Annotated in this window: 15 protein-coding genes; 6 read left to right on the forward strand and 9 right to left on the reverse strand. The window is 47.4% G+C overall.

Annotated elements, in window-relative coordinates; all coding sequences use genetic code 11:
- Positions 1-134: 134 nt before the first annotated feature.
- Positions 135-1,421, forward strand: coding sequence for a citrate synthase (locus ABD880_RS03665; protein WP_345162440.1), 1,287 nt, complete (start codon positions 135-137; stop codon positions 1,419-1,421).
- Between the two features lie 116 nt (positions 1,422-1,537).
- On the opposite strand, the gene ABD880_RS03670 is transcribed toward ABD880_RS03665, so the two are convergent.
- From ABD880_RS03670 to ABD880_RS03680, 3 genes are all read right to left on the reverse strand, one after another.
- Entirely contained in the window at positions 1,538-3,466 is a 1,929-nt protein-coding gene (locus ABD880_RS03670) for an OmpA family protein (RefSeq protein WP_345162442.1), read from the reverse strand.
- A gap of 4 nt (positions 3,467-3,470) precedes the next feature.
- Positions 3,471-4,052: a 7-carboxy-7-deazaguanine synthase QueE gene (locus ABD880_RS03675; RefSeq protein WP_345164109.1), complete on the reverse strand. Its 582-nt coding sequence runs from the start codon at positions 4,050-4,052 to the stop codon at positions 3,471-3,473.
- 291 nt (positions 4,053-4,343) lie between these two features.
- On the reverse strand, positions 4,344-5,225 hold the full coding sequence (locus tag ABD880_RS03680; RefSeq protein WP_345162444.1) for a bifunctional 5,10-methylenetetrahydrofolate dehydrogenase/5,10-methenyltetrahydrofolate cyclohydrolase: 882 nt from the start codon (positions 5,223-5,225) through the stop codon (positions 4,344-4,346).
- Between the two features lie 213 nt (positions 5,226-5,438).
- On the opposite strand from ABD880_RS03680, the gene ABD880_RS03685 reads away from it, so the two are divergent.
- Entirely contained in the window at positions 5,439-6,077 is a 639-nt protein-coding gene (locus tag ABD880_RS03685) for a carbonic anhydrase (protein ID WP_345162446.1), read from the forward strand.
- 197 nt (positions 6,078-6,274) lie between these two features.
- Here ABD880_RS03685 and ABD880_RS03690 read toward each other — a convergent pair whose 3' ends face one another.
- The 4 genes from ABD880_RS03690 to ABD880_RS03705 all read right to left on the reverse strand — a co-directional run bounded on the left by ABD880_RS03690 (position 6,275) and on the right by ABD880_RS03705 (position 10,627).
- On the reverse strand, positions 6,275-6,766 hold the full coding sequence (locus ABD880_RS03690) for a c-type cytochrome (RefSeq protein ID WP_345162448.1): 492 nt from the start codon (positions 6,764-6,766) through the stop codon (positions 6,275-6,277).
- A 68-nt stretch (positions 6,767-6,834) separates the two neighbouring features.
- Positions 6,835-8,622 carry a translation elongation factor 4 gene (lepA, locus tag ABD880_RS03695; protein ID WP_345162450.1) on the reverse strand — a complete coding sequence of 596 codons (1,788 nt, stop codon included), beginning with the start codon at positions 8,620-8,622 and terminating at the stop codon, positions 6,835-6,837.
- 204 nt (positions 8,623-8,826) lie between these two features.
- Positions 8,827-10,041 (reverse strand): sensor histidine kinase, encoded by a 1,215-nt coding sequence (locus ABD880_RS03700; RefSeq protein ID WP_345162452.1) that lies wholly within the window; start codon positions 10,039-10,041, stop codon positions 8,827-8,829.
- A gap of 211 nt (positions 10,042-10,252) precedes the next feature.
- Complete coding sequence (locus tag ABD880_RS03705; RefSeq protein ID WP_345162454.1) at positions 10,253-10,627, reverse strand: winged helix-turn-helix transcriptional regulator; 375 nt, start codon at positions 10,625-10,627, stop codon at positions 10,253-10,255.
- A 105-nt stretch (positions 10,628-10,732) separates the two neighbouring features.
- Between ABD880_RS03705 and ABD880_RS03710 the strand changes: the two genes are divergently transcribed.
- Positions 10,733-11,428 carry an NADPH-dependent F420 reductase gene (locus tag ABD880_RS03710; RefSeq protein ID WP_345162456.1) on the forward strand — a complete coding sequence of 232 codons (696 nt, stop codon included), beginning with the start codon at positions 10,733-10,735 and terminating at the stop codon, positions 11,426-11,428.
- Between the two features lie 120 nt (positions 11,429-11,548).
- Here the strand turns inward: ABD880_RS03710 and ABD880_RS03715 are convergent, their stop codons facing one another.
- Positions 11,549-12,196: a trimeric intracellular cation channel family protein gene (locus ABD880_RS03715; protein ID WP_345162458.1), complete on the reverse strand. Its 648-nt coding sequence runs from the start codon at positions 12,194-12,196 to the stop codon at positions 11,549-11,551.
- Positions 12,197-12,382: 186 nt separating this feature from the next.
- On the opposite strand from ABD880_RS03715, the gene ABD880_RS03720 reads away from it, so the two are divergent.
- Both ABD880_RS03720 and bamJ read left to right on the forward strand, forming a co-directional pair.
- Positions 12,383-15,787, forward strand: a complete 3,405-nt coding sequence (locus tag ABD880_RS03720) for a methylmalonyl-CoA mutase family protein (protein WP_345162460.1) — start codon at positions 12,383-12,385, stop codon at positions 15,785-15,787.
- Between the two features lie 532 nt (positions 15,788-16,319).
- Complete coding sequence (bamJ, locus tag ABD880_RS03725) at positions 16,320-16,940, forward strand: BamJ family beta-barrel-assembly machinery protein (protein WP_345162464.1); 621 nt, start codon at positions 16,320-16,322, stop codon at positions 16,938-16,940.
- Between the two features lie 66 nt (positions 16,941-17,006).
- Here bamJ and ABD880_RS03730 read toward each other — a convergent pair whose 3' ends face one another.
- Positions 17,007-17,429, reverse strand: coding sequence for a hypothetical protein (locus tag ABD880_RS03730; protein ID WP_345162466.1), 423 nt, complete (start codon positions 17,427-17,429; stop codon positions 17,007-17,009).
- A gap of 370 nt (positions 17,430-17,799) precedes the next feature.
- Here ABD880_RS03730 and ABD880_RS03735 point away from each other — a divergent pair, with 370 nt between their 5' ends.
- Entirely contained in the window at positions 17,800-19,749 is a 1,950-nt protein-coding gene (locus tag ABD880_RS03735) for a KUP/HAK/KT family potassium transporter (protein ID WP_345162468.1), read from the forward strand.
- Positions 19,750-19,753 lie beyond the last annotated feature (4 nt).

The following is a 19,753-nucleotide window of genomic DNA, read 5'->3' on the forward strand; positions in this document are numbered from 1 at the left end:
GGCGTATAGGCCAGTAGCCAGAATAAAATTTTGCTTTTAAAAAGGGAGTAATGCATAACATTTTTCATTTTAGGCGCTTTTGGCTTAACTTCGCCCACGAAGGCAACACAAACTCTTAAACTCAAAAAAGTAATATGTCAGAATTTGCTGAACTTATCTTAGATGGCAAGTCATACCAGTTCCCGGTTGTAGAGGGCACTGAGAATGAGAAAGCCATTGATATCAATGCTCTGCGCGCGCAAACAGGTTACATCACCCTAGATTCTGGTTATAAGAACACCGGTGCCACAGAAAGCGCCATTACCTTTCTAGACGGCGAAGAAGGCATTCTTAGATACCGTGGGTATCCTATTGAGCAGCTGGCAGAAAAATCCAGCTTCATTGAAGTAGCCTATCTTTTGATCTATGGCACGCTTCCTACCCAGACGGAGCTTGATGAATTCAGCAATCAGATTAAAGTACATACGCTGGTAAATGAGGACATGCGCAAGATTTTAGACGGTTTCCCGTCTACGGCGCACCCTATGGGTATCCTGTCTGCCTTGGTTAGCTCCTTGACGGCCTTCTATCCAGAGTCCTTGAACCCTAACCAGACCAAAGAAGAGGTAGATCTTTCCATTATTCGTTTAATGGCTAAGCTGTCTACCATTGCCGCCTGGTCTTATAAAAACTCTGTTGGGCACCCGGTTAACTATCCAAAGAATAAACTGGACTACTGCTCTAACTTCCTGCACATGATGTTTGCCTACCCTACTGAGGAGTATGAGCTTAATCCTGTGGTAGTGAGCGCCTTGAACAAATTGTTGATCCTGCACGCAGACCATGAGCAGAACTGCTCTACTTCTACTGTACGTCTGGTAGGTTCTGCCAATGCCTCGCTTTACTCTTCTGTGTCTGCAGGTATTTCTGCTCTTTGGGGTCCGTTGCACGGTGGTGCCAACCAGGCCGTAATTGAGATGCTGGAAGAAATCAAAGCAGATGGCGGTGACTCTAAGAAATTCATTGCGAAGGCAAAAGACAAAAACGATCCGTTCCGTCTAATGGGCTTCGGGCACCGTGTGTACAAGAACTTTGACCCACGCGCTACCATTATCAAGAAAGCCGCCGATGACGTATTGACTGCCTTGGGCGTCAACGATCCAATCCTGAACATTGCCAAGGAATTGGAAGAAGCAGCCTTGAACGATCCATACTTTGTAGAGCGCAAGCTGTACCCTAACGTAGACTTCTACTCTGGCATCATCTACCGCGCCATGGGCATCCCAACGGAGATGTTCACTGTGATGTTTGCCTTGGGTCGTCTCCCAGGCTGGATTGCCCAGTGGAAAGAAATGCGTGAAGGTAAAGAGCCAATTGGTCGTCCACGTCAGGTGTACACAGGTGCCACTGAGCGCAACTACACAGACATCAATAAACGCTAAGCATTAGTAATTGCATAACAAAAAGGCCCTGAGAGATCTGGGCCTTTTTGTTTTTTGGGCTATTTTCTGGAAATCAGGCTAAAAATGGCATAACCTGCAAAGTATCTAATGAGCTGTTAGAGAATTCTGAGTTCAATTCTTCTGTTAAGCTGTCTGTTTTCCTCAGTGGTATTATTGGCCTTTGGTTGGGTTTCGCCATACCCTTTTGCCTGGAAGATTGACGCCGAAAGGCCTTTAGACACCAGGTATTTTACAACCTCCTGAGCCCTTGCCTCAGAAAGCTTTAGGTTGCTGGCAGGCTGGCCTACATTGTCTGTATGCCCGGCAATTTCCACTTTTAGGGAAGGGTTGCTTTTCATGAACTGGTAAAGTTTATCAAGTTCTGTGCGCGATTCTGTTCTTAATGTGGCTTTGCCAGTGTCAAAAAACAGGTTGCTCAAAACGGCCTTAGATCCCTTGCTGATAGGCTGCAGGTAAAAATCCAATGCCAGGGGTTGAGAGGTAGCATTCGCGGAGATGTGGCGGCTTACCAGTACGTAGCCCGGCGCAGTCACATACAAGGCATATTCTTGCCCTTGGTTCACTACAATGGTATACGCACCAGTAGATTTGTCTGAAGGTACCTGCTGGCTCACTACGCTGGCAGAATCCAAATCATATACCTGAACCTGAGCGGCAATTGGTTTTTTGGTGACGGCGTCATACACGGTGCCTAGCGCAAAGCTACTAGTGACCTTTCCTTTCCAGATGGCCGGGACTTCAAACTGTGAAAGGCCGATCAACACATTTCCGGTGGTGCCTGGCTGTCCAGAATAGTAGCCCATCTTATTATCGGCGGTAATGAAAATTGACGTTTCGTCTCGGTGCGTGTTCAATGGGTAGCCCATGTTCTCAGGCTCGTTCCATCCTTTCTCAGACCTGGTTGCTTTAAACAAATCCAGTTTGCCCATCCCCTGCCTTCCGTCCGTGGCAAAGTAGAGCGTGGCATTGCTGGCATGTAGAAAAGGAGCCGCTTCTCTGCCCGGCGAGTTGATGGTACTGCCCGCGTTGATGGGCACCATCCAGGTTCCGTCTTCTAACTGGTGGGTGACCCAGATGTCTTCACTGCCCAGGCCGCCTTTCCGGTTTGACGCAAAGTAAATGGTCCTGCCGTCGGCAGATAGGCTAGGCTGAGAATCCCAGGCGGCGGTGTTGACCTTAGAGCCCATATTGACCGGTTTAGACCAGGTGGTCCCCTCTCTATACGAGATGTATAAGTCACAACTCCCAAAAGAATCTTTCCGGTTGCACGAGGTAAACACTAAGACTCTGCCGTCTGCTGAAATGGTTGCGGCGCCTTCGTTCAATTCTGAATTGATGACTTCTGAGATGGACTCTGGTGATTGCCATTCGCCATTCTTTTTCAAGGAAAGATACAGGTTCTCGTCATCCAGCCCGCCCTTGCCCGTACGGGCCGTAAATAAAAGAGACTGTTGGTTGGCGGTGAGTACCGGCGAGTATTGCATGCCTATGGCATTCACCACCTGGCTTAACGGCACAGGCGTATACGCTACCGGGTTAGCCATTGCCTTTAAGGCAAAGTCCACGTTCTTAAGCTGCTGGGTGGCGTGCAGGCTCTGCTTTGAGGTTTTTGATTTTGACAGGTCCAGGTATTTCTGGTAGTATTCTGCAGATTGGCTGTACAGCCCCCGGTCAAAAGAAAGATCGGCAAAGGTGAGGTATTCTGGTGCTAAGCCCGGTGTGGCCGGCAGTTTGGGCAGTCCTCTTTTATAATAAGCGTAGGCAGCGTCAGGTTTTTGCAGAATGCGCGTAAGCCCGGCTGCGCGCAGGTACGCTTCTCCATATAAAGAATCTCGTTTAATGGCCTCGTCAAAGGCCTCAATGGCTTTCTCAAACTCCCGGTTGCCAATCAGCTTCATTCCCTCCTGGTAGGACTTCTGAGCCCTGGCATTGGTAGAACCACCTTGTGCTTGCTGCGCCCTACTACTTACTCCATTACCAACTACAATACCAACCAGAAGAATCAGAAGTCTAAGCTCACGCATGGGGTTATGGAATGTTCAAGAATTTATGAGTCTGTAACGATACCTGCCATTTGGGGTTTTCCTTCACGTAATCCACTATTAACGGCATTATTTGGTCTGCCTTGCTCCATTCTGGCTGCAAGTACAAACGGGTTTCTGGGCCAACCTGGGCGGCATGCTCTTCTGCCCAGGCAAAATCAGACTTATTGAACACGATCACCTTTAGTTCACCGGCATGTGGCAGAACGTTGGGGTGCGGACCCTTGAATTTCTTAGGCGAAAGGCAGATCCAGTCCCAGGTACCGCTTAATGGATAAGCTCCGGACGTTTCAATAAATGTTTGTACGCCGCGTTTTTGCAGTTCTGAGGTTAGGTAATCCAAATTGTACAGCAAGGGTTCTCCGCCGGTCACTACCACGGCTTTGCCAGGGTACTGAATGGCTTGTTGTACTATCCAATCAGTGTCAGTGAGCGGGTGCAGGTTGGCATCCCAGGACTCTTTCACGTCGCACCAGTGGCAGCCAATGTCACAGCCACCCAGCCGAATGAAGTAGGCCGCCTTGCCCGTATGATAGCCTTCACCCTGAATGGTATAAAAATGCTCCATGAGCGGCAGTTTGGTGCCATCTTTAGGGACAGTATGAACAGAGGCGGTTTTTATTTCTAAGATCTCTTCCAAAGCGGTAAGGTGATAATTTCCGTTTTTAGCCTTTTTTCTAGAAAACGAGCCAAAAACGGATTGAGTTGTAAATGGGTAACAATTTGAACCGGCGGTAAGTTGCCTGGCTTGTCAAGGTTATTTCTAAAAATAAATAGCAACCTTCTCTTAGTTAGAAAAGGTTGCTACAAAGGTACTAAATAGAATTTTTCCGGTGTAGGGTAATTTAAGCACTTATCTTTACCCGTAAACTTCTTTCTTGGCAGCTTTTAAGGTGTTTTTCAAGAGCATGGAAATGGTCAAAGGCCCCACGCCGCCCGGCACCGGCGTAATATAGCTGCACTTGGGGGCCACGTTCTCAAAATCTACATCTCCACGTAGTCTCCAACCTCTTTCTCTGGTGGCGTCTGGCACGCGGGTAGTGCCCACGTCAATGACCACCGCTCCTTCTTTCACCATATCTGCGGTCACCATGCCGGGTTTGCCCACGGCCACAATCAAGATGTCTGCCATGCGCGTGTGCATGGGCAGATTGACCGTGTTGCGGTGACAAATGGTCACGGTACTCTCACCGGGAATGGTGCACTTACTCATTAATATGCTGATGGGCGTACCCACAATGTTGCTCCGGCCTATCACCACGCAGTGCTTACCTTTGGTTTCAATGTTATAACGCTCCAGCAGCTGCATGATGCCATAGGGCGTAGCTGGTAAATAGGCTGGCAAGCCGGCCACCATACGGCCCACGTTCACCGGGTGAAAACCGTCTACGTCTTTCTTGTAGTCCATCACCTCCAGCACCTTGTTGCCGTTGATGTGCTTGGGCAAAGGCAATTGAACAATGAGCCCGTCTATGTTGGGATCTTGGTTGATCTCCTTTATCTTGTTGAGCAGCTCTTCTTCCGTGATGGTGTCTTCATAATGTAAAAGCGTGGAGTCAAAGCCTACGCGCTCACAGGCCAGCACCTTGTTGTTGACATAAGTCATGGAGCCGCCGTCCTGTCCTACCAGGATGGCCGCCAGATGAGGAGCTTTGCCGCCGTGTTTTTTGATGTCCGCTACTTCGGCGGCAATTTCACTTTGAATGGCTTCTGAGGTTTTCTTTCCGTCTAAGAGAATCATGTAGATAAGAAAAGGAAGAGGTGAAACGAAGGCCAAAAGTACACCCCTTCTTGTAAAATGCCTTGTTTTATCTTCAGTAATTTCCCTGCCACCACCCTACTTGCGTATGTACTATTTGATACTTATAATTAAGTTGTCCTGGCCTTTATGCCTTGCCGTGTAAAGGCGCTAATCTGTACATTTGATCCTGCATACTAAAGACGCTCATATCTTATGACTACGTACCAAGAGATTTTTAAGAACAATGAGGCCTGGATTGCCCAGAAAACCAGTGACCACAAAGACTTTTTTAAAGAACTGGCCGCCGATCAGAACCCTGATTATCTGTATATTGGCTGCTCTGACAGTAGAGTTACCGCCGAGGAAATCATGGGCTTAGGACCTGGAGAGGCATTTGTGCACCGCAACGTAGCCAATCTGGTGAACAACGTAGACCTCAACGTCATGTCAGTGTTGAATTATGCCATTCGGCATTTAAAGGTAAAACACATCATTGTCTGTGGCCACTATAACTGCGGCGGCGTAAAGGCGGCCATGCAGCCCAAGGATCTGGGGTTACTTAACCCATGGCTCCGTAATATCAGAGACGTGTACCGCCATCACAAAGCCGAACTAGACGCCATCACAGATGAGACCAAACGCTATGAACGCCTGGTAGAGTTAAACGTGCTGGAACAATGCACCAACATCATCAAGACGGCCGCCTTACAATTAAGCTACCAGGAGAACGGCTACCCCGAGGTGCACGGCTGGGTGTTTGACCTGCATACCGGAAAAATCATTGATTTAAACATTGACTTCAAGAAGATCCTGGCTGAAATAAAGGACATCTATGACCTGACAAATAGTTAATTGCTGGTTGCTGATTGTTAATAGTTGGTTGCTGATGCTATGCGCTAAATTACATTTGGCTATTCCTCCCCTTTTGTCATCCTGAAAGGACCTTGTGGGCAAGCTAGCCGAGCCATTGCTACAGGAAATATTCGTTTTTAGCCTTTTTTCCATAAATCAGGCTAAAAACGAATCAATCAACTTATTATATGCTGTTCTTATTCTATAGGAAATGCAGGAAAATCTGGTTGGGCATTAATATAATCAAACAACGAATCTAACTCTTGCTTGGATAAGGTAAACGAAGGCATTTGCTGTCTAGCGTATTTCTCATAAATGGCCACGGACGAAGAGTCTTTTTTTTCAATCATCTCTGTGGAATTCAAGACAAACTCATACACCCACTCCCTTGAGTGACGATCCATTATACCATGCAGAGGCGGTCCAACAACCACTTCATGAAAGGCATGGCAAGGCTCACAATTATTTTTAAATAAGGTTCTACCAGTTGCATTATGTAATACTTCCTCTACATACAATACATCATAGAAAGGTTTTTCGGCCACGGTTCCGCACCATGCTTCATTTTCACCTGTAAAACCTTCTGTATTAGTCACTACCTGGTAGGCTAAACTGACTATGAGGGCAGTAAGAGCAAATACAGTAAAATTTAAAAGCCAGGCAGCTAGTGTAAGCTTCTTTTTGAGCATAGCCAGTACGGGAAAAGATAAACTGAAAGTAACAAAAAACCCGATGCTCGCACATCGGGTTTTGTAAATCAATCTAGTTTCAAGACAGCTAAGAAAGCTTCCTGCGGAATCTCTACGTTGCCCACCTGGCGCATACGTTTCTTACCTTTCTTCTGTTTTTCCAGGAGCTTACGCTTCCGCGAAATATCACCACCGTAGCACTTGGCCAATACGTTCTTACGCAATGCCTTCACGGTCTCGCGGGCAATGATCTTCTGCCCAATGGCGGCCTGAATGGCAATCTCAAACATTTGACGCGGCAACAGCTCCCGTAATTTTTCACAGAGGCGCTTACCCCAGTCATAGGCCTTGTCACGGTGCACAATGGCAGATAAAGCATCTACCTTCTCCCCGTTCAGCATGATGTCCAGCTTAACCATGTGCGACTCTCTAAACCCGATTAGCTCATAGTCCAAAGAAGCGTAGCCGCGGCTGATGGTCTTGAGCTTATCAAAGAAGTCAAATACAATCTCAGCGAGCGGCATTTCAAACACCAATTCCACGCGGTCTGCCGTCAGGAAGTTCTGAGCTAGCAAAATACCACGCTTGTCCATACAAAGGGTAATGATAGGACCAATGAACTCTGCCTTAGAGATAATCTGCGCTTTGATGAAGGGCTCTTCAATGTGATCAATGTAGTTAGGCTCCGGCATCTCTGACGGGGCGTTCACCTTAATCTCACCATCTTTGGTAGTGAAGGCCTTAAACTGCACGCTGGGTACCGTGGTGATCACGGTCATGTCAAACTCGCGCTCCAGACGCTCCTGCACAATCTCCATGTGGAGCATGCCCAGGAATCCGCAACGGAAGCCAAAGCCAAGGGCAGCTGAGGTTTCAGGTTCCCACACTAAAGAGGCATCGTTCAACTGCAACTTCTCCATAGAAGACCGCAATTCTTCGTACTCAGTGGTTTCTACCGGATAGATACCGGCAAATACCATGGGCTTCACCTCTTCAAACCCTTGGATCTGGATGGTGTCTGGATTGGCGGCGTGCGTGATGGTATCCCCTACTTTTACTTCCTTGGCATTCTTGATACCCGAGATAAGGTAGCCCACGTTTCCGGCGGCCATTACCTGGCGCGGCTCCTGGTTCAGTTTTAGGACGCCAATCTCATCTGCCTCATACTGCTTACCAGTGGCAATGAACTTTACCTTGTCGCCTTTGCGTAAGGTACCGTTCATAATCCTGAAGTACACTTCAATACCGCGGTAAGAGTTAAATACTGAGTCAAAGATCAAGGCCTGCAATGGCGCATCTGGGTCTCCTTTAGGCGCTGGAATGCGGTCACAGATGGCGGCCAGAATTAAGTCAATGCCAATGCCGGCCTTGCCTGAGGCATGCACAATGTCTTCGCGTTCGCAGCCAATCAAATCTATGATCTGGTCGCTCACTTCTTCTGGCATGGCGTGTGGCAAGTCAATTTTGTTCAAGACCGGGATGATCTCCAGGTCATTGCCTATGGCCAAGTACAGGTTTGAAATGGTCTGGGCTTCAATGCCTTGACTGGCGTCTACAATCAGCAAAGCACCCTCACAGGCGGCAATGGATCTGGACACCTCATAGCTAAAGTCTACGTGGCCGGGCGTGTCAATGAGGTTGAGAACGTAGTCCTCGCCTTTATAATGGTAGTTCATCTGGATGGCGTGGCTCTTGATGGTGATGCCGCGCTCGCGCTCCAGGTCCATGTTATCTAATACTTGGTGCTGCATTTCCCGCTCCGTCACCGACTGGGTAAATTCCAGCAAACGGTCGGCCAGGGTACTCTTACCGTGGTCAATGTGCGCAATGATGCAAAAATTGCGGATGTTCTTCATAGAAATCAGTTACAAAGAGCAAAGATACAAAATAATGCGCGCCGCCGGAATGGGTTATGAAGAAGGTAGGGCAGTTTTTACCAGAACTACTCATTTTTAGCCTTATTTCTGGAAAACAGGCCAAAAACGGACGAATTGCTTAAAGAGGCTTCCCATTGCTTTTAGGAGAGAAACTGAAAGCTCCACGCTAGGACGAAGCAAGATTTATAAGATAATGGTGAAGGTAGTGCCTTGGTTCAGGGTGCTTTGCACATGGATTTCGCCCTGATGGTGGTCTACCATCTTCTTGACAATGTATAGGCCCAGGCCGGTGCCGTCCACGTGGTCATGCAGGCGCTTGTACATGGCAAACACTTCTTGCTGCTTGTCTTCTGGAATCCCCAGGCCGTTGTCTGACACGGACAGGTGCACTCGCCCGTCTACCTTCCCCAGTTTTACCTGCACCTGCGGCAAACGCTCTGGTGACCGGTATTTAATGGCATTGCTCAGCAGATTCTGTAGAACGCTCTTAAAGCTTTTTTTGGCGAATTTGAGTTCAAACTGCTCCTCGCAGACGATGTCAATGATGGCGTTGGACTCATGTATCTGCTTGCTTAGGTCCTGCTTTACGTTCTCTACAATGTCATAGAGATTCACTTTTTGCAAAGCGGCCTCTTCCTGTTCATTGCTTAGTTCGGCAAAGGTGGTAAGCTCTTCAATGGTGACAGCAAAACGGTCTACAGAGAATTTCATGAACTCCATGATCTGACTTATCTCTTCACGGTCAAGCTCTTCTTTATGAATTGCGTCTGTGAGGGCTTCCAGCAAAGCCGTCAGGTTAGAGACAGGCGTTTTTAAGTCATGCGAGGCTGAGAAGACAAAGTTGTCTAAGTCAATATTGGTATTGGTGAGCACCCGGTTATCATGTTGCAACTCAAGGGTGGTATGGTAGCTGCGTTCCAGCAACTCTTGGCTTTGCAGATGAAAGGCCAGCAGCTCGGCAAACATGGCAAAAGTACCCATCACCTGGGTGTTGCTCACTTTGGCTGGCTTGGCATCAATGGCACAGAGCGTCCCGAAGAACTCGCCAGATTTTAAAATAATTGGATATGAGATATAGCTTTGTAAGCCGTATAGCTTGGGCGTGTGATGGTCTTTGTAGGTGGCATCTTCAGCAACATGGTCAATGACAATAGGCTGCCGGTGGTCTCTTATCTCATTGCACAATGTGGTTTTAATCTCAAGTTCACCGCCTTCAAGTAAACCAAAGCCCACCTCATCACGCACGCTGCAGGCAATCCATCTTTCATCTGTTACTCTGGCAATAGCCGCGAAGCCCATGCCGGTGGTCTGGCAGATGACCTCTAACATGGTAGGAACCAAGGCTATGCTTTTCACAGCCTCCAAATCTTTTAATAATTGCTCTGGAGTTTGATTCATGTAGGAAGTGGGGAAGTTTCCTTGCTAAAAGAAAGCTTAAAAGGTAATTGATATACTAAAGCTACCTCTAAAAATTTAAAATCTCAAGGGCTTCTACCAAATAAGGTGCATTTAACTTACCCTCTACTTGGCTGTTTTATGAAAATGCATGGGAAGAAAATCTCCATAAGTGAGGCAGCCTTGAAGGGAATTGCAGAAGTAAAAAAAGCCTTTATTCTACCTGAATGATCTTGCCTTTCTCGGTGCCGGTTTTTCTTCCCCAGGTGGCAATCTCATGTAAGAGTGGTAATAGGGTCTTCCCAAAATCTGTGAGAGAATACTCTACTTTTAAAGGGGGTTTTGAGGCGTACACTACTCTGTTCACCAGGCCGTCTTCTTCTAGTTGTTTTAACTGGATGCTCAGCATCTTCTCGGTGATTTGCGGCATCTGGGCCTTAAGCTCGCTGAACCGTTTCTTGTCATTTCTCAAATACCATAGGACCACCGTTTTCCATTTGCCGCCAATAAAATGCATGGTCACATCCATGGCGCAATGAAACTGTTTTTCCTCCATCTGGAACACCATTTCAGTATTATCTATAATCATGGACAAAGAAAGTTTGAGCTGTCAAAATTGACAGTTATTGCAAAGATATTAGGCTATACTTAGGTTTGCAACTATAAAAAGGATAGCTTAACGAATGATAGAATTATGAACATTTCAGTTTTAGGCACAGGGTCTGTAGGACAGGCGCTTGCCACCAGATTAATTGGTTTAGGACATACCGTTTACATGGGCACCCGCAACGTGCAGGACAGCCTGAACAAGACTCAGCCAGATAATTGGGGCAACCCTGCCATTGGCACCTGGATCAGAGAAAACACTTCCGTTGAACTCCTGCCATTTAAAGAAGCCGTAGAAAAGGGGACCGATTTGATTGTGTTTGCCATGAACGGCCATGCAGCGTTTCAATGCTTAGAGGCGGTTGGCGAGCAGGCCTTGCAAGGCAAAACCATGCTAGACATTTCCAACCCGCTGGACTTTTCAAAGGGCTTCCCTCCTTCTTTGTTTGTGTCCAATACTGAAAGCCTGGGCGAGCAGATTCAAGCCAAATATCCAGCCTTAAAAGTGGTGAAATCCTTGAACACCATGAGCAATCCCATTATGGTAAACCCTGCCATATTGGAGGGAGAACACACGGTATTTGTAAGCGGAAACGACCAAGAGGCGAAAACGCAAGTAACTAACTTATTGAAAAGCTTTGGGTGGCAAGAAAGAAACATCATTGACCTAGGCGATATTACCACCGCCCGCGGCACCGAAATGATTCTGCCGCTTTGGGTGCGGTTGTATGGAAAATTGCAGACCCCGTTCTTCAACTTTCATGTGAACATGGCCAAGAAGTAGAAAGGATAAAAGAATTGACATCCTCCATGGGGCAAGCGGACGTTTGCTCCATGGTTCACTTTGTAATTAATCCTTTTGTCGTTTTTAGGCTGATTTTCAGAAAAGAGCCCAAAAACGGCCTTAGCTCAAATTAGGGAATGCCCACTTCAGCTTGACGGCCAGCACGCGTATTAGGATGATAATGCCCACGGCTACCAAGATAGGCACGTCTCCTGAGATGGTGGCTTTACGCATCAATAGATAGGCTACCCCGCCGGCCAGGCAGGCCGTCGCGTAGATTTCCCTTCTAAAGATAAGCGGAATGTCATTGCAGAGAATGTCCCGCACCACGCCGCCAAACACCGCAGACACCACCCCCATGACCAGGGCAATGATGGGGGAAACTCCCATGCGCAAGGCTTTCTCCATACCCAGGATGGTGAACAGGGCAATCCCGATGGTATCAAACAAGAACATGGTTTTGCGGTACTTCTCCACTTGTTTTCTAAAAAACAGCGTCACCATCACAGAGACAAAAACCGTGATGAGCAGCTTCTCTTCCTGTACCCACACCGGCCGTACGTCCAACAGTACATCACGCACCGTTCCGCCGCCCAAGGCCGTGACAAAGGCTATCACCGAAGCCCCGAACGGATCTAGTTTCTTGGAGGCCGCGGTAAGCGTCCCGCTAATGGCAAACACGAACGTACCCACTATGTCAATGGCTGGGATGAGCGCCGAGACCGGAATTTCAGTAATGGGAATATCTGTGATGGGAAGCTGGGGCATGGCAAAAACATTTGCTGGCAAACTACACAAAACCGTTTAAAAGGAAACTCTCCGGCCTGAACGAAAGCCATTTTTAGCCTGTTTTCAAGAAACGAAGCCAAAAACGGCTATAGAGAGTTTGCGCCATCTCCTGCAATCTATCTGAAAATTCGTACTTTCGCCTACCAAACATTAGCAACCTAACAAATGTCAGTTTCTGCTGTTCAGCCGTATAAACCGGTCAACCATATTAGAATTGTCACCGCTGCGGCGCTTTTTGACGGCCATGATGCCGCCATTAACATCATGCGCCGCATCATTCAATCCTCGGGTGCCGAGGTGATTCACCTGGGTCACAACCGCTCCGTGCAAGAGATTGTGGACTGCGCCATTCAGGAAGACGCCCAGGCCATTGCCATCACCTCCTATCAAGGCGGTCACCTGGAGTACTTCAAGTATATGTATGACTTGCTCAACGAGCGCGGAAGTGGCCACGTACGCATTTTTGGCGGCGGCGGCGGCGTGATTCTGCCTACAGAGATTGAGGAATTGCACGGCTATGGCATTGCTAGAATCTATTCGCCAGACGACGGACGCGCCATGGGTTTACAGGGCATGATCAACGACATGCTGGAGAAATGCGACTTCCCGACGGGCCAGAACCTAAATGGCGAAGTGAAGCACCTCATAGACAAAGACGCCAAATCTATTGCCCGATTGATTTCTGCCGCCGAGAACTTCCCGGAGGAATTTGCCAAGGTAAAAGAGCAGTTACTAGCGGGTGTTGAGCAGCAAACCGCTAACAATGAATTGGCCACGCCTGTACTGGGCATTACCGGTACGGGTGGCGCTGGTAAGTCTTCTTTGGTAGATGAACTCGTACGCCGTTTCCTGGCAGATTTTCCAGATAAAAACATTGCTATCATCTCTGTGGACCCATCTAAGCGCAAAACGGGCGGGGCTTTGCTAGGCGACAGAATACGCATGAACGCCATCAGCAACAGCCGCGTCTACATGCGCTCTTTAGCTACGCGTCAAAGCAACCTGGCTTTGAGCAAGTATGTGCAAGACGCCGTAGATGTGGTGAAAGCCGCCCAATTTGACCTGATCATTTTGGAGACCTCAGGCATTGGCCAGTCTGATACGGAGATCATTGAGCATAGCAATGCCAGCTTGTACGTGATGACGCCAGAGTACGGCGCCGCGACCCAGCTGGAGAAGATTGACATGCTGGACTTCGCAGACATCATCGCCTTGAACAAGTTTGACAAGCGCGGTGCCCTGGACGCCATCCGGGACGTGAAGAAACAGTACAAGCGCAACCACCAGCTTTGGGACGTAAACGATGACGATATCCCGGTGTTCGGGACCATCGCCTCGCAATTCAATGACCCGGGCATGAACCGTCTGTACAAAGCAGTCATTGCTAAAATCACGGAGAAAACCGGCGTGGCCTTCGCCTCTAATCTGCAGGCGACTGGTGAGATGTCAGAGAAAGTATACATCATCCCTCCTGCCCGCACGCGCTACCTTTCTGAAATTTCTGAGAACAACCGCGCCTATGACAAGTGGGTGCAGGAACAAGCCAGCGTGGCCCAGAAACTGTACGGCATTCGTCAGTCCATTGAGGCCATCCAAGCCATTGAGGTTGAAGATAAAGACCGCCTGATTAAAGGCTTAGAGTACGCCTTTGAAGAAACCGCTTTAAAACTGGACGGCCAAAACAAGAAGCTGTTGGAGCAATGGCCAGAGAAGCGCCAGGCGTATAAAAATGAGTTCTTCGAGTTCAAGGTGCGCGACAAAGTATTAAAGATTGCCACCCATACCACCAGCCTGTCACAACTACAGATTCCTAAGATTGCCACGCCGCGCTATGAGGCCTGGGGCGATTTGCTGAAATGGAATCTGCAGGAGAACGTACCCGGTGAATTCCCTTACACCGCAGGCGTGTTCCCGTTCAAGCGCGAAGGCGAAGACCCAACCCGTATGTTTGCCGGCGAAGGCGGACCAGAGCGTACTAACCGTCGCTTTCACTACGTAAGTAAAGGACTGCCAGCCAAGCGTTTATCTACCGCCTTTGACTCTGTTACTTTATATGGCGAGGACCCAGATTTGCGTCCGGATATCTACGGAAAGATTGGTAACTCTGGGGTAAGCATTGCCTGTTTGGATGATGCCAAGAAGCTGTATTCGGGTTTCAACCTAGCTGACCCGATGACGTCTGTGTCCATGACCATTAACGGTCCGGCCGCCATGCTGACGGGCTTTTTCATGAATGCTGCCATTGATCAGCAGTGTGAACTTTATATTAAAGAGAACGGCTTAGAGTCTGAGGTGAACAGCCGAATTGAGGCTATTTTCCAGAAAACAGGCCAAAAACGCCCTATCTACCAAGGCGAACTGCCAGCCGGCAACGATGGCTTGGGCTTAATGCTTTTAGGCGTAACCGGTGACCAGGTGTTGCCAATTGAAGTCTACAATCAAATCAAGGAACGTACGCTGGCCTCGGTAAGAGGAACGGTACAGGCAGATATCTTAAAAGAAGACCAGGCACAGAACACGTGTATCTTCTCTACTGAGTTTGCCTTGCGTTTGATGGGTGACGTGCAGCAGTACTTTATTGACCACAACGTCCGCAACTTCTACTCAGTGTCCATTTCTGGGTACCACATTGCAGAGGCAGGCGCCAACCCTATTTCACAGCTCGCCTTTACGCTGGCCAACGGCTTCACGTTTGTGGAGTATTACGTGAGCCGCGGCATGGACATCAACGCCTTTGCGCCTAACCTGAGCTTCTTCTTCTCCAACGGCATTGACCCAGAATATGCGGTGATTGGTCGCGTGGCCAGAAGAATCTGGGCGAAGGCCATGAAACTGAAATACGGCGCCAATGCCCGTTCGCAGATGTTGAAGTACCACATCCAAACCTCAGGCCGATCATTGCACGCGCAAGAGATTGACTTCAATGACATCAGAACTACCTTGCAGGCGCTGTACGCCATTTACGACAACTGTAATTCGTTGCATACCAATGCCTACGATGAGGCTATCACGACGCCTACAGAGGCTTCGGTAAGAAGAGCCATGGCCATTCAGTTGATCATCAACCGAGAGTTGGGTCTGGCTAAGAATGAGAACCCGTTGCAAGGCTCGTTCATAATTGAAGAACTGACGGACTTGGTAGAGGAAGCTGTATTGCTGGAGTTTGACCGCATCACCGAGCGCGGAGGCGTGCTGGGAGCCATGGAGACCATGTATCAGCGCGGCAAGATCCAAGAAGAAAGCTTATACTATGAAACGCTCAAGCACACGGGTGAGTACCCTATCATTGGCGTAAATACCTTCTTGAGTAGCACCGGTTCTCCAACGGTCATTCCGTCTGAGGTCATCAGAGCCACTGAGGATGAGAAGCAGTACCAGATTTCCATGCTACAAGAATTGCATGCCCGTCATGCAGAGAAGGCTCCTGCCCTGTTGAAGCAACTACAGGAGGTAGCCGTACAGAACGGCAACATCTTTGAAGCCCTCATGGAAGTTTCTAAATACTGCTCATTAGGCCAGATAACCAATGCCTTGTTTGAGGTGGGTGGTCAGTACAGACGTAATATGTAAATCATAGTTCTTAGTCCTGAGTCGCGAGTTCTGAGTCGGGGCATAATTTAGATAAGGAGCCGATGTTCATCGGCTCCTTATTTTATATGAGGCTGTAAAGCAAATCCTAAATATAGGCACTTCGTTTTTAGGCTACTTCCATATAAACAGGCTAAAAACGGTAGGATGTTTAAAGAGAAATTGAATCTACCTTTTTGCAGATAAGACCTTAATGGAAAGGTAACTTAGGGTTAATGATGGGATGAACTTGGTAGTAGAATTTTGCGTTAAATATATAACCATAAAATGACACGAGCCATGAAAGCAATCTCTACCCTCTCTTCCATTTTAGTCCTTGGTGTTATAGGAGTATTGGCTACGTCGTGGCTGGCTACTGAAGACAACATCACCATTGATCTTTCAGATGAAGACTACCATCTTTATTTGTAACGTATAGCCTTTAACATGGAAAGCCCCGCTTCTGCGGGGTTTTCTATTATGCCTCTTCATATTTTACCAGAAACCGTACCTTTACTAGTACAAAAGAAAAACTATGGATTTAAAAGACCTTAACCAAAAGATTAGTTACATCATTGGCCGCGACATGGCTGCCAACTTTACCAAGCAAGGCATCACCATTGAAGCAGACGCTTTGTCTCTAGGTTTGCAAGAAGCATTAAGCGGAAAGCCTTCACAATTGTCGCAGGAGGAGATTCAATCTTGCATGATGCAGTTACAAATGCAGATGCAGGAGAAGCAGCAGGCGTCTGCCGGTGCGTCTGGTGAAGAAAACAAAAAAGAGGGTGAGGCTTTCTTGCAAGAAAACAAGGCAAAGTCTGGCGTCACTACCTTGCCTAGCGGTTTGCAGTATGAGGTCATCAAGAGTGGATCTGGCAAGACGCCAACCAAGAGCTCTAACGTGACTACGCACTACCACGGCACCTTGATCAACGGCACCGTGTTTGACTCTTCTTACGAGCGCGGAGAGCCTGCCACCTTCCCGGTAAATGGCGTGATTGCCGGCTGGACAGAAGCTCTGCAACTCATGAAAGAAGGCGACAAGTGGAGACTCTATATTCCTGGTGACCTGGCCTATGGCCCAAGAGGCGCCGGTGGAGACATTGGACCCAACACCACGTTGATTTTTGACGTGGAGTTGCTACAAGTTCACTAAGACTAATTAATGACAAAGAAGGGCCCTTTACTTATATAAAGGGCCCTTCTTTTGTTAAAAGTGTTTTTATTGATGTGAGAAGGTGGTATGTTCATGTACCATCCAGTGCAAGGCTTCGTCTTGACTGGTAAAGTAATGAATCTCTAAAGGCAGTTTCTTATGGCTGGCCCGCAGCAGTGAATAGTCCTGCACCATCTCCTGGTATTTTTCTTCAGTCATGACATAGGCCACTTGGTGCATGAGAAACTTGTCACCGGCATTGTCAAAAATGGTGGCGGTGAGCCAGTCTTCTGCCTCTGGGCTTAACAAACCTTTATGGGTTGAATTGACGAGCCACTTGTTGAGTTGATATTGTTTTATCACCTCCCGCAAAGCTAGACTACCCTCCTGAAATTCAGGCAGTGTTACTTCCCTCTTCCAGAAAAGAATGGCCACCTGATTTGTGTCATCAAGAGACACTTGATAGAAATCAGTTTCAAACGTTAACATTTCTTGAGTAAAATTTTCTCTATAAGAATTCCTTTATTAAATACTATTTGCTTTACGGGGAATAGGCATACTGTATTTCTAATGTACTGATTTATAATTCTATTTCACAAATATTTATTCATATTAAAATATCACTCATAAGAATATCTATATTTATAAAAATTTTAAATTAAATTAATACCATTTAATTTTCCATGATTATATGAACAAGCCGTAGCCTATTAAATATTTATAGCCTGATCTGGTTTAAATTGAGAACAGCCTGCTAATTTTGGCGCCGCGTAAGCAAGAATCCTGATTTAAATTAGGAGTTGCTACACTTTGACTTAAAAAGATAGCCCTCACCAACCAGATTATTTAACAGGGACTTATGAGTAGCAATAGCCATTCTGCCAAACGCATCACCACTGGTAGTTTACTTATCGCATTAGGCATCATTTACGGTGATATTGGTACCTCACCGCTGTATGTAATGAAAGCCATTATGGGCGAGCGAGCCATCAGTGAAGTGCTGGTATATGGTGGCATTTCCTGCGTAGTCTGGACGCTTACCATCCAGACCACCATAAAGTATGTCATTCTTATTCTTAGGGCAGACAATAATGGAGAAGGCGGAATTTTCTCGTTGTATGCCCTAGTCAGGCGGCATGCCAAGTGGCTCACTATACCAGCTATCATTGGTGGCAGTGCGCTGCTAGCAGATGGTATTATCACTCCGCCTATCTCTGTGTCTTCCGCTGTAGAAGGTTTGGAGCTGATTTATCCGCACATACCTACCATGCCCATTGTGATTGTGATTCTTACCTTGCTCTTTTTGCTGCAAAGTTTCGGGACGCAGATTGTAGGAAAAGCCTTTGGTCCAATCATGCTGGTCTGGTTTACAATGCTGGGGGCTTTAGGTCTTTTGTCAATTATTGAGCATCCAGAAATATTATCAGCGGTTAATCCTTACTATGCCTACCAACTATTATTTACCACTCCCGGCGGGTTTTGGATTCTGGGAGCTGTATTCCTTTGTACCACCGGCGCCGAAGCCCTTTACTCTGATTTGGGTCACTGTGGAAAGGAAAACATTAGAATTAGTTGGGTATTTGTAAAGACCTGCTTGTTGCTTAATTACTTCGGACAAGGAGCTTGGTTAATGCAACACACCGGTGAGTTATTGCCATCGCTCCCAATTGCCAATCCCTTCTATGCCATTATGCCAGACTGGTTCCTCATCTTCGGGATCGGGATTGCTACCATAGCGGCCGTGATTGCCAGCCAGGCCTTGATCACCGGTTCATTCACTTTGATAAGTGAAGCCATCCGACTGAATTTTTGGCCGAAGGTGCGCCTTATTTATCCCACTAACGTCAAAGGGCAGATTTATGTGCCTAGTGTCAATTTATTGCTTTGGATGGGATGCGTGGTAGTGGTGCTCATCTTTAAAGAGTCTGCCAATATGGAGGCAGCCTATGGCATGGCCATTACCATCACCATGCTCATGACCACTACCCTTTTAAGCTATTATTTGTACACCAAACGCGTGGGCAGGGTCTGGGTATTGGCTTTTTTAGCCCTTTACCTCCCCATTGAAGGCTCTTTCTTTGTAGCCAATCTTCTTAAGTTTACAGAAGGGGGCTGGTTTTCATTAACTGTGGCCATCTTAGTAATCACCTTGATGTACATTTGGCGGAAAGCCTTTTATATCAAGAAACGCCTCACGGAGTATGTACCCATAAAAGATTACATTCCCCAGCTTAGAAACTTACGGGATGACGAGTCCATTCCTAAATATACAACCCACCTGGTGTTCATGTCCTCGGCAGATAGAACCTCAGAAATAGAATCCAAAATCATTTACTCCATCTTCCAGAAACGTCCTAAGCGCGCGGACATCTATTGGTTTATACACGTAGACACCATGGATGAACCTTACACCATGGAATACAAGGTGACCATGCTAGATGGCAAGGATGTGATTAGAATTGACTTCAGGCTTGGCTTCAGGGTAGAGCAGCGGATTAACCTGTTCTTTAGAAGAGTGGTAGAAGATCTGGTGAAGAACGGCGAAGTAGACATTACCAGCCGGTACAGCTCTTTGAACAAGCAGAACTTGATTGGTGACTTCAGGTTTGTAGTGCTGGAGAAATTCCTTAGCTATGAGAACGACCTGCCTTTTTGGGAGAACACCATCATGCAGTCTTATTTTAACGTGAAGCAGTTCACCACCTCAGAGGGTAAATGGTTTGGCCTGGATACCAGCTCTGTGAAAGTAGAGAAAGTGCCCCTCATCATCAACCCTGCTCGTGAGGTAGAGTTGCAGCGCGTCAATTAAATCC

Origin of the sequence: Nibribacter koreensis (assembly GCF_039541795.1) — a bacterium.
In the GTDB taxonomy this organism is placed as follows: domain Bacteria; phylum Bacteroidota; class Bacteroidia; order Cytophagales; family Hymenobacteraceae; genus Nibribacter; species Nibribacter koreensis.

What these genes read in the sequence shown, in the direction of transcription:
- bamJ (WP_345162464.1), top strand. Translation starts at nt 16,320, where the DNA reads ATGGATTTAAAAGACCTTAACCAAAAGATTAGTTACATCATTGGCCGC.
- ABD880_RS03670 (WP_345162442.1), bottom strand. Translation starts at nt 3,466, where the DNA reads ATGCGTGAGCTTAGACTTCTGATTCTTCTGGTTGGTATTGTAGTTGGT.
- ABD880_RS03730 (WP_345162466.1), bottom strand. Translation starts at nt 17,429, where the DNA reads ATGTTAACGTTTGAAACTGATTTCTATCAAGTGTCTCTTGATGACACA.
- ABD880_RS03675 (WP_345164109.1), bottom strand. Translation starts at nt 4,052, where the DNA reads ATGGAGCATTTTTATACCATTCAGGGTGAAGGCTATCATACGGGCAAG.
- ABD880_RS03685 (WP_345162446.1), top strand. Translation starts at nt 5,439, where the DNA reads ATGACTACGTACCAAGAGATTTTTAAGAACAATGAGGCCTGGATTGCC.
- ABD880_RS03710 (WP_345162456.1), top strand. Translation starts at nt 10,733, where the DNA reads ATGAACATTTCAGTTTTAGGCACAGGGTCTGTAGGACAGGCGCTTGCC.
- ABD880_RS03690 (WP_345162448.1), bottom strand. Translation starts at nt 6,766, where the DNA reads ATGCTCAAAAAGAAGCTTACACTAGCTGCCTGGCTTTTAAATTTTACT.
- lepA (WP_345162450.1), bottom strand. Translation starts at nt 8,622, where the DNA reads ATGAAGAACATCCGCAATTTTTGCATCATTGCGCACATTGACCACGGT.
- ABD880_RS03680 (WP_345162444.1), bottom strand. Translation starts at nt 5,225, where the DNA reads ATGATTCTCTTAGACGGAAAGAAAACCTCAGAAGCCATTCAAAGTGAA.
- ABD880_RS03720 (WP_345162460.1), top strand. Translation starts at nt 12,383, where the DNA reads ATGTCAGTTTCTGCTGTTCAGCCGTATAAACCGGTCAACCATATTAGA.
- ABD880_RS03715 (WP_345162458.1), bottom strand. Translation starts at nt 12,196, where the DNA reads ATGCCCCAGCTTCCCATCACAGATATTCCCATTACTGAAATTCCGGTC.
- ABD880_RS03700 (WP_345162452.1), bottom strand. Translation starts at nt 10,041, where the DNA reads ATGAATCAAACTCCAGAGCAATTATTAAAAGATTTGGAGGCTGTGAAA.
- ABD880_RS03665 (WP_345162440.1), top strand. Translation starts at nt 135, where the DNA reads ATGTCAGAATTTGCTGAACTTATCTTAGATGGCAAGTCATACCAGTTC.
- ABD880_RS03705 (WP_345162454.1), bottom strand. Translation starts at nt 10,627, where the DNA reads ATGATTATAGATAATACTGAAATGGTGTTCCAGATGGAGGAAAAACAG.
- ABD880_RS03735 (WP_345162468.1), top strand. Translation starts at nt 17,800, where the DNA reads ATGAGTAGCAATAGCCATTCTGCCAAACGCATCACCACTGGTAGTTTA.